The organism is Endozoicomonas ascidiicola (genome assembly GCF_001646945.1).
GTDB classification, from domain to species: domain Bacteria; phylum Pseudomonadota; class Gammaproteobacteria; order Pseudomonadales; family Endozoicomonadaceae; genus Endozoicomonas; species Endozoicomonas ascidiicola.
In genome coordinates this window covers 203,793-213,290 of the sequence record NZ_LUTV01000001.1, presented here as the reverse complement: position 1 = coordinate 213,290, position 9,498 = coordinate 203,793, and the positions used below count along the sequence as shown (strand labels likewise).

The window sequence follows — 9,498 nt, the reverse complement described above, 5'->3', positions numbered from 1 at the left end:
TCTTCTACCAGAACAATTTTATCAACATCCTTGTAGCGACCATCCACCAATGCTTTGACCTGATGCGCCCAGTCGATCGCGGTTCTACTGTCGGTTACCTCTACATGCCGCCAACCAGCCAGTGGTTCGAAAATCATAAAGAGATTACTGACACCGTTACGCTCATACTCTGTGTCGTATCGTTCTGGATTACCGGGTTCAATAGGAATGGGATTACGTACCTCAATTAACTGCTGCTTGCTGGTCTCATCCAGACATGCCAACGGTCTTTTGGGGTCATATGGAAGCTTGTAAAGCTCCAGAATATCTTCCATGGCACTCACAAAGTTGGCGCTTTCTTCCTTGGGAATACACCATTCTTTTTTCTGCCAAGGCTTAAGTTCGTTTTTTTTAAAGATTCATGGATGGTGCTTCTGGATATTTCATCAATGTACTCCAGCTCGATCATCTTGTCCCTGAGGAGGTTTAACGTCCATCGCGCGTTTCCTTTTGGCGGTGCAGAACAGGTCAGAGCGATAAGGTGAGCCTCTAACTCACCATCCATTTTCCGTTTTCCTCCATGACGACTGTGCTTGCTATTGATCGCAACCTCTAATCCTTCCTCAGCAAGGCGTTGACGAAGACGACAGATAGTGAGCGGTTTCACGTTGAAGGCTTTAGCTGCCTGCTCATGGGTAAGCGGCGAGTGATTTTCATCGATGGCGAGTAAAATTTGTGCGTGGCGTTTTTTGTGTTGCGCAATTATTGGTTTTTCTTGTTTGATTAAAGCCTCAAGCATTGAGCGTTCATCATCACTTAAACGAACATGGTATTTAACGTTCATGACGGCTCCATCTTTTGTTGCAGTGGAGCTGTCAGGATAATACAAAATTCAGTCTATCATTTGACGGTGGATGGAGTAGTAGCTTATAAAAAAAGTTTATTTATGTTCTGTTTGATTTTAAATCTGTAAAGGGTTTGATGTTGCAACGATGCGGACGTATCTCTTAAATCTTCCCCTCATAGAAGTCTTTCTGGGCAGTGGAGACTTTTTCCAGGTAACGTCGGCTTTCATCTCTCGGGTGTTTCTTCGTCAAGGCCCAGTACACTTGATTGGGTTGCAGGTTATTGATTTTTTGCACCGCTCGATTCCGGTTTCTATCGAATGTGGCAAACACATTACCGGCACCGCCATTATATGCTGATATCGTCGTGTATTTTCGAGAGAGTGGGTTATTTATTTTCTTTAAATAGTGGTTATTCAATAGGGCAAGGTACGCGGTACCAGTATCAATATTATTGTGGGGTTGGAATAACCAGCTCTTTGAAGGTTGCCCTGGCAAGTTCTTCACCTTGTTGAACACATCACGGCCGGCAGTTTTTGGAATAATCTGCATCAAGCCATAGGCATTGGAAGAGCTGACTGCATAAGGGTTAAAGCTGCTCTCGGTACGAATTACTGCATAAATGAGGCTTTCTTCAACGGCATAAACCTTAGAGTATTTCCGCACCAGGCTGGCGTATTGATATTCCCGCTGGGATAAATGATCTTCTACCAGACTGAAGTCCACCGCATACACTTGGCCTTTTGCTGATTTTCTGCTGCTCATCTGTCGATCAATCAAATAATCCGCATAGCGAAGTGCTCGCCATTGCCAGCGGATGGGCTGGCTTTCATGGTCTAGCACTTGTCCGTAGAGCATGGGTTCTTCACCGACGGGTACGTCTTTATCACTGAACAGGTCAACCTGATCTGGCGCGTAGGGCGTTAACAGAATGGCGGCAATGGCTTTACGAAGATCCTGGCGATCCAGCGTTTCTACGTGAACGCTGCCCGCTTCAAAATCCACAAATACACGGGTGCGGTAATGGTTGGTGTATTTAACATACTCTTTACTGGAGGACTTTTTTTCATCCCCCCAGTTTACCCGGGCTTCTTTCAATAACAGGTGAACCAGTGCTTCAAAACCAATGGTGTCTTTTTCCAGATTCATACCAATAGCTATGGCATCACCGGCAGGCCCCAGTTCATTTAAGGCGGCATTGGTTACATAGTTCTTTACATGGTTTTTTGCATAGCTTTTGGAATAATTAACGGCCTGATCTGTAGAGCAGGCAGAAAGCAGCAGGGGAAGAAGAGTCGGCAACGCCAGAGTGCGAAGACGTGGCATGATTGGCATCCATGTCATTGGTTCAGTAAGTCCACCGAACCAATTTACCACTTTTGTCGTTTATAAAGTAATGGTGATTATCCCTTAAGCCCGGCAGAAGCTGCTTTGGCCTGAATCAGTTCGATTTTGTAGCCATCAGGATCTTCAACAAAGGCAATTTCAGTGCTTCCACCAAGAACCGGGCCGGGTTCACGGGATATTTTTCCGTCGGCAGCGCGAATGGTTTCGCAGGTGGCATAAATGTCGTCAGCACCAAGGGCAATGTGGCCAAATGCACTGCCAAGGTCGTAGGAATCCGTACCCCAGTTATAGGTCAGTTCAATCACAGCCTGTTCGGACTCATCACCGTAGCCAACGAAAGCCAGGGTATATTTGTACTCTTCGTTGTCATGCTTTCTCAGCAGTGTCATGCCGAGCACTTCAGTATAAAATTTGATGGACCTATCAAGGTCGCCAACGCGCAGCATCGTGTGAAGAAATCGCACTGCAGAATCCTCAAAAAGTAACTTAGGGTTTATTTGTCAAACGAGCAGTCTGACTGTCTTTAAAGGGCTTGCCATCTATGGAAGCATTCTTGATTTCAATGGTGTAAGACGTGCCTTTTTCTTCCTGTAACAGCTTTACCAAAAAGTAGTCATAATCTTTGGCAAACCAGAGCCAGGTGGAGCGGTCATTATCATCCCGTTTGATTTTAACCTTGATGGTATTGAGTTTACCAACCCCGGTTTTTATGACTTCTTCACCTTCGATAATGAACTGCCGCTCATACACTTCATCATCATCAGCAACCTCATAACTGAGTTTTGGTGGGTTGCTGGCGGCGAGATCCATGCGTAATTGCAGTTGATAGCTCAGTTTATCGAGGGTTTCCGGTTTCAGGTTGATGGCCCATTCTTTGTCACCCTGTTGCCAGTGGATCTTGTTTTGCTGCCAGTTGAAAGAGGCATACTCTGTGGGTTTTTTACCCAGGCCAGTGCGCTTGTAGGTGTACTGGTTGGCAATCAGCTGATTACCCTCGGACAAAAACTGGCTGGTTTCATTAAGACCAACAAAGGCGGTATCCGCACTGAATGAGAGTGTCCATGTGCCATCGGCGTTTTTTTCCAGTGAACGGCTGCCGGTACCGGAAAAAGGCAAACCTTCTACAGAAGCCGTGTACTCAGCGGTATAGGGTTTCAGAATAGGGTGATGTTTGCTTTTACCCGCCATCTGTTGGCCGGAGGCCGATGGTTGAGCCGCGCTGCCAGAGTTTGCAATGGCCAGTAGCGCTATAAAACACGCGGTTTTGAATCCTGTGGATGTGGGATTCAATGTCTGTTTCGTTTGTGGCTCAGCCTGAAAAGTCATGCCAGCTCCAAAGCATTTTCCTTGAGTTGATAGCCTAGCGGATTTATCGGGTGATTATCCAGTAAGACTTTGTCGTCCTTGAATTGCAGGCGGCCACTGGTAATCAGATGCGCTGTCAGGGGGTAGATTTGGTGTTCCATCGTCTGCACCCGCTGCATCAAGCTCTCTTCATTATCGGTTGCTTTTACTTCCAGTGAAGCCTGAATAATATGAGCACCACTGTCCAGTTCTGGCGTGACAAAATGAACGGTGCAGCCGTGTAATGGCTTTTTATCTGCAAGCACTCGCTTGTAGGTGCCAAGACCTTTGTAATCAGGGAGCAGAGAGGGGTGTATGTTAATCAGCTTGCCGGCAAAACGATCCACAAACTCCGGGCTTAGAATCCGCATGTAGCCAGCCAGTACCACCAGATCAGGATCAAACCGGTTCACCTCTTGGATCAGTCGCAGGTCAAACGCGGTGCGAGAGGAGAACGCTTTGTGATCGAGCCCCAGAGCCGCCACTTTATGCTGTCGTGCTCGCTCAAGGCCATAGGCATCAGGAATATTGCTGATCACGCCAACGACCTGATAACTGTATTTATGTTCCTGATCCAGAAGTGCCTGAAGGTTAGTGCCGTTGCCTGAGAGTAGAACGACAACTCGCTTTTTTTCGCTCACTGCTGATTCCTGATGATGTTTAGAAATAACATTTAAAAAAACGGACTCACGAAAGAATGTGAGCCCGGTTCAACTTTGATGAGGAAACGCCGGTAAAAGTTCCGGTTAACGGAAAATCACCGTTTCACCTTCCGCTTCAGCCGTCTCAATATGACCAATAACCATTGGCGCTTCGCCCAGTTCCACCAGACGCTGCATTGCCTGCTCTTGATGGCTTGCCGGGATGCAAAGAATCATGCCAATGCCGCAATTGAAGGTACGGTACAGTTCAAAAGCGTCAATGTTGCCTTGTTCTTGCAGGAATCGAAAGATGGCGGGGATTTCCCAGCTGTTGGTATCAATCACCGCCTGACAGCCTTCGGGAATCACTCGCGGCAGGTTCTCTGGCAAACCGCCACCGGTATTATGTGCCATGGCGTGAACCGGCAATTCTTTTTGCAGTTGGAGTAACGATTTCACATAGATGCGCGTTGGCGCCATCAGGTGTTCAGCTATGGGTTTGCCTTCCAGAGGTGTGCTCAGATCAGTGTCAGAGACTTCCAGCACTTTTCGAATCAACGAATAACCATTGGAATGAGGACCGCTGGACTTCAGACCAATTAATACATCGCCCGCTGCCACTTTACTGCCATCGATGATTTCAGACTTTTCCACCACGCCCACACAGAAGCCAGCCAGGTCGTAATCATCGCCCTGATACATGCCGGGCATTTCGGCGGTTTCGCCACCAATCAGGGAGCAGCCGGAAAGTTCGCAACCTTTGCCGATACCGGCAACTACCCGTTCTGCCACATCCACATTGAGTTTGCCGGTGGCGTAGTAATCCAGAAAGAAGAGAGGTTCTGCGCCGCACACCACCAAGTCATTCACGCACATGGCCACCAGATCGATGCCGATGTCGTCATGCATGTTGAGATCCATGGCCAGCTTCAGCTTGGTACCAACGCCATCGGTGCCAGAGACAAGAACGGGTTGTTTGTAACCTGCTGGCAGTTCGCAAAGGGCGCCAAAACCGCCAAGGCCTCCCATCACTTCCGGGCGTGCGGTGGCTTTTGCCACTTGTTTTATTCTGTCAACCAGAGCATTTCCAGCGTCGATATCTACGCCAGCGTCCTTGTAGCTCAGGGAAGTTCTGGAGTCCGATTTGTTCATTGGTATGAATCCGCCTGTGGCCAGAGCTTGTTATTGACTGAGTCTGTTCGGGAACTCACGTGACTCAGTTTGAAAATTCGGGTGGATAAGGGCGGGTATTTTAGGAGGGTGGTGCGCTGATCGCAATGATTGGTGCAGAGAAGTTTGTCAATTGGTGCGGCGAATTCTGGCTCGATAACTAAGCTTGTACATCAACTGGTTGTTTGATTTCAGATTTATTGACTCAACATCAATCACTTAATTCTTGAGTTCGGTTCACGTCTAGCTTGTATAGATAGCGGGATTGGCTCTAATAAATTTACGACTAATCCCTGAGGTTATCATGACTCTCACGTAGAGTCGGTTTCTGTTTTACTGCTTTCACATGAGAATAAAATGCTGACAAATACTTCACCAGCATCACAGTTGCTGTATGTTCGGAATAGTGCGGAGGTTGTTGCGGACAAAGAAAGGAAAATACGGTTTGTTGAAGCTGACAATTTGATAAATGGGTTTTGGTTAAAACGGGGTGGGGTGGATATTTCACAAGGCTTTTTTGGTCCTTATAGCAGGCGTGTTAGCTTCTCTGAGCCTGTTGCTACTGTTGACCTTAAGCCGAATAATGCCCCGCCTTTTGCGCCGGTTAGTCTAAGAGAGCTGAACCCTGCTACCGATTGGTCTACTGCTGAATCGGTAGATCGTGTTGGGGGATGGTTTGCTGATGGAAATGCAAGCGCATTTCTAAACACCCTCCATGAGTTAGGGCAGGAAAATCGTTTTATTGAAAGGCAGCGGGCTGCAGAGGGTGCTGGAAGCGAAAAAGTATCAACAATAGCAACCTCAGGAGCAGGTTCTGATGAATGCTACCTCGACCCTGATGTTCAGCTTGTGGCTTATTGTCTCGCCGTCATAGTAGAAATGCATGTGTATAAAAAGGTTAGTCGCCATGATGAACGTATTGAGATATTGGCGTTTATAAAGCAGAAGCTCGAAGAGAGTCTTCCGGGTACTAATCCGCTCAAACCGGTATTTACTGCTTTCTTTGATAATGCTATGCAGACGGAGAAGGCACTGTTTCAGCTTTCCTGTGATATTTCAGGGCAGACGTTTATTCAGCGTCATCATGATGAGTTGTGTGGTTTTTATGTGGATGAGTCTTCCGGGCGGTACCGACATTTGCAAGATATCTACCCTTATCACGCCATAAAAATGGTTAATGGTTTGAGCTATGTTCTGACGGTGAATATTAATACGGGTTTATGTCTTCAGCATCTTGAACAAATCAGTCACAAACTGGGCGATGGCGGTTGCTGGTCAGAAAATGTTTATCAGAAAGTAGCATTTGAGAAGGGCGAATATTCCCAGGCAACAATGGAGTCGATTATCAAGAATTCGGTGATTATTTGTAGTAGTTTGGAAGACAGAAAAAACGCTGCGGGTTTTATCAGGCGATTCAGTAATGTAGAAGCGGTTATGGCGGATAGAGATAATGCTAAAAAACTGTTACAGGTGACCAATTATAAACAGGCAATAAAAATTGACCCAAAAGACCCTTCTTGTTTTTTTCTGGCATCCCCTTTATCAAAACAGGATAAAAAAGCACAGCTGACAGAGTTGGTTGATGGTTTTAATTGTGCAGTTCAGGGATTGAAAAATGGGGATCTGCCATCACAACAAAAAGAAACGGCTTTACGCAAAGAGATAGTAAAAGTGCTGAGGCAGGTATTGGCGGTTCACCCTTTTCAATCAGGCAATACAAATCTGGTTTCTCTTCTGGATGTGCTTTTGTGCCGAATTGCTGGAGTTCGGTATATCAAAATGGATGCCGTCAGCTATTTGTTGTTTCCTGATGAAGCACTTTTAGCCATGCAGAGTAAAAAGATTAATCGATTGACATCCACCTCCGGTAACCCTCTCTTTAACCTTATTGAATGTGAAGCGGTCAATGAATTGAAGGTGGTATTGGACAGTGGGGCAAAAGAGTTTATTAACAGGAAGCAAAATGGTGTTACACCTCTGATGCAAGCCTGCTTAATGGGCAATGCCCGGATGGTCGATGCGCTTCTGAAAAATGGAGCGGATACCCACACCACTTCTCTGGTACCTAAGAAAAGTCCGTCAAAAGAAGAGTCACTTATGACAGTTGCGCTTACAACACCGTTTTCTCCCGAGATTATTGAACTGCTTCTTGCTTCAAAAATAGATCTTGATAATTCATATCTCGCATTGTGTCAGTATCAACAAAAAATGCCGGAAAACGCCTCTGCTAAGTTGAGAGGGTTAGTGGGTTCTCACTTAGCTAATATGATCGATGGCGCTAAAGTCAAAGATCCATGGTGATCAATACATATACATCCAGTTTACCTCAGCTTCACCACTTTCTGTCTATGGAGGAAAGTGGTGATGACAGTCAAAGATCGGGTTGTGCTTTTTTCAGGATTTTTATGCAGTCTGTGCATGCATCCAGCGTACCTAGATTGAAACCGTCACGGTTCTCAATACGGGAGCGGATAAATGCTTCAGTGACTGTTTCATCGCCATGCTTTATTAAGATAGCAGCTTGCAGGCTGATGGCTAATTTATCAACCAGCGTACGAGCTCGACGTTCAATACTGTCAGTGTCGTAGAATGTTTCTCTCAAATTTTCCAGATACTGATCATAGCTGCGATATTGCCCGGCAGATTGTTGCAGCTCCTGGAAAAAGGCATCCAGCACTTTGGGTTCTTTTTGTATCGCACGTAATACATCCAGACACTGAACATTACCGGAGCCTTCCCAGATCGCATTCACTGGTGCTTCGCGATAAAGCCGTGGCAGGATGTTTTCTTCCACATAACCCACGCCACCGATGCACTCCATCGCCTCATACGTAAAGTGCGGTGCGCGCTTGCAAATCCAGTATTTGCCAACGGCGGTGGCAAGGCGTGCGAATAACTGCTCTTGCTCGTTATCAAGATTATCCAGTGCGGCGCCAACCCGCATGGACATGGCAAGAGCTGCCTCGGACTCAATGGCAAGATCCGCCAGCACGTTTTGCATCAGCGGCTGATCGTGAAGGTTTTTACCAAATGCAGCGCGTCCGCCAGTGTGATGAATGGCTTGCGCCAACGCTTGTCTCATTAAAGCGGAAGACCCAACCATGCAGTCAAAACGTGTCATGGCCACCATATCGATAATGGTGGGTACGCCGCGGCCTTCTTCGCCAATCATCCAGGCAAATGCACCTCGAAGTTCTATTTCCGAAGAGGCGTTGGAGATATTGCCCAACTTGTTTTTCAACCGCTGGATGTACATGGCGTTTTTATTACCATCCGGGCGCCAGCGGGGCATCAGAAAGCAGGAGAGCCCCTTTTCTGTGTGAGCCAGCACCAGGAAAGCATCGCACATGGGCGCGGAGCAAAACCATTTGTGACCAAACAGTTCGTAGGTTTTGCTATTCCCTGTGTCAGACGTTAGCGGGTAAGCCCGGGTGGAATTAGCGCGGACATCAGAACCGCCTTGTTTTTCCGTCATGGCCATGCCGATGGTGACGCCGGCTTTTTCAAAATAAGGACGGTTACCATGGTCATAGTGGCAAGCGGTGATTTTTGGCAGCCACTCTTTAGCGATTTCTGGCGCATGTTTCAGAGCCGGCACGGCGGCAAAGGTCATGGTCAGTGGGCAACCCGAGCCCGCATCGGCCTGAAAATGGAGGTATTCCATGGCTGCCCGGGCGACATGGGCGCCTTGTTGCTCTGAAGTCCAGGGAAGAGAGTGCATGCCTGCGTTAATGGCTGCACTCATCAGCTGGTGATAGGCCGGATGAAAACGCACCAGATCTACGCGATGACCAAAGCGATCGTGTGTTTCAAACAGAGGTTTGTTTTCGTTGGCAAGAAAGCCGGCTTCTTGCAGTTCGTGGCCGCAGTGGTGACCGTATTGCTTTAATTGATCTTCTGCCCAGTTTCCGCCATAAACTGCTGTCCAGCGCTGTAGAGCGTCATCACTGGTATAGAGGTTGTAGTCTTTCAGGGCGCTGGGTTGATTGGTCACCTGATGAGTTTCTGAACTTTCGTTTTCTTTTTGACGATCAAAGGTCAGCGACATAGCGAGGGGCACCGGCTTTTATTATTCTGAATTTTAGAAACAGTTTACTGGTATCTTTTCGTCTGTCAGTAGCAGCAATGCAAAAACATGATTTTTTCTTAGATTCTGGGCGGAGATTCAAGCC

8 protein-coding genes and 1 pseudogene are annotated in these 9,498 nt (G+C 47.1%); 1 reads left to right on the top strand and 8 read right to left on the bottom strand.

The window, feature by feature from the left end; all coding sequences use genetic code 11:
- The 7 genes and pseudogenes from AKL11_RS25495 to purM all read right to left on the bottom strand — a co-directional run.
- Positions 1-314: pseudogene (locus AKL11_RS25495) on the bottom strand (IS630 family transposase); the annotation flags it as partial.
- A 5-nt stretch (positions 315-319) separates the two neighbouring features.
- Positions 320-823, bottom strand: coding sequence for a helix-turn-helix domain-containing protein (locus AKL11_RS00745; protein ID WP_067514605.1), 504 nt, complete (start codon positions 821-823; stop codon positions 320-322).
- 163 nt (positions 824-986) lie between these two features.
- On the bottom strand, positions 987-2,150 hold the full coding sequence (mltC, locus tag AKL11_RS00740; RefSeq protein ID WP_245673385.1) for a membrane-bound lytic murein transglycosylase MltC: 1,164 nt from the start codon (positions 2,148-2,150) through the stop codon (positions 987-989).
- Positions 2,151-2,227: 77 nt separating this feature from the next.
- The gene (gene gloA, locus AKL11_RS00735) at positions 2,228-2,635 is read right to left on the bottom strand and encodes a lactoylglutathione lyase (RefSeq protein WP_095210061.1); all 408 of its coding nucleotides are present in this window, start codon (positions 2,633-2,635) and stop codon (positions 2,228-2,230) included.
- Between the two features lie 22 nt (positions 2,636-2,657).
- Positions 2,658-3,497 carry a DUF3108 domain-containing protein gene (locus tag AKL11_RS00730; RefSeq protein ID WP_095210060.1) on the bottom strand — a complete coding sequence of 280 codons (840 nt, stop codon included), beginning with the start codon at positions 3,495-3,497 and terminating at the stop codon, positions 2,658-2,660.
- The gene (gene purN, locus AKL11_RS00725) at positions 3,494-4,156 is read right to left on the bottom strand and encodes a phosphoribosylglycinamide formyltransferase (protein ID WP_067514600.1); all 663 of its coding nucleotides are present in this window, start codon (positions 4,154-4,156) and stop codon (positions 3,494-3,496) included. The genes AKL11_RS00730 and purN overlap by 4 nt, the downstream gene beginning before the upstream one ends.
- Positions 4,157-4,261: 105 nt before the next feature.
- A complete protein-coding gene (gene purM / locus AKL11_RS00720) occupies positions 4,262-5,308 on the bottom strand; it encodes a phosphoribosylformylglycinamidine cyclo-ligase (RefSeq protein ID WP_067514598.1) in 1,047 nt (348 codons plus the stop codon).
- Between the two features lie 375 nt (positions 5,309-5,683).
- On the opposite strand from purM, the gene AKL11_RS00715 reads away from it, so the two are divergent.
- Entirely contained in the window at positions 5,684-7,627 is a 1,944-nt protein-coding gene (locus AKL11_RS00715; RefSeq protein WP_067514596.1) for an ankyrin repeat domain-containing protein, read from the top strand.
- Between the two features lie 70 nt (positions 7,628-7,697).
- On the opposite strand, the gene AKL11_RS00710 is transcribed toward AKL11_RS00715, so the two are convergent.
- A complete protein-coding gene (locus tag AKL11_RS00710; RefSeq protein ID WP_067514594.1) occupies positions 7,698-9,374 on the bottom strand; it encodes an acyl-CoA dehydrogenase family protein in 1,677 nt (558 codons plus the stop codon).
- Positions 9,375-9,498: the final 124 nt, after the last annotated feature.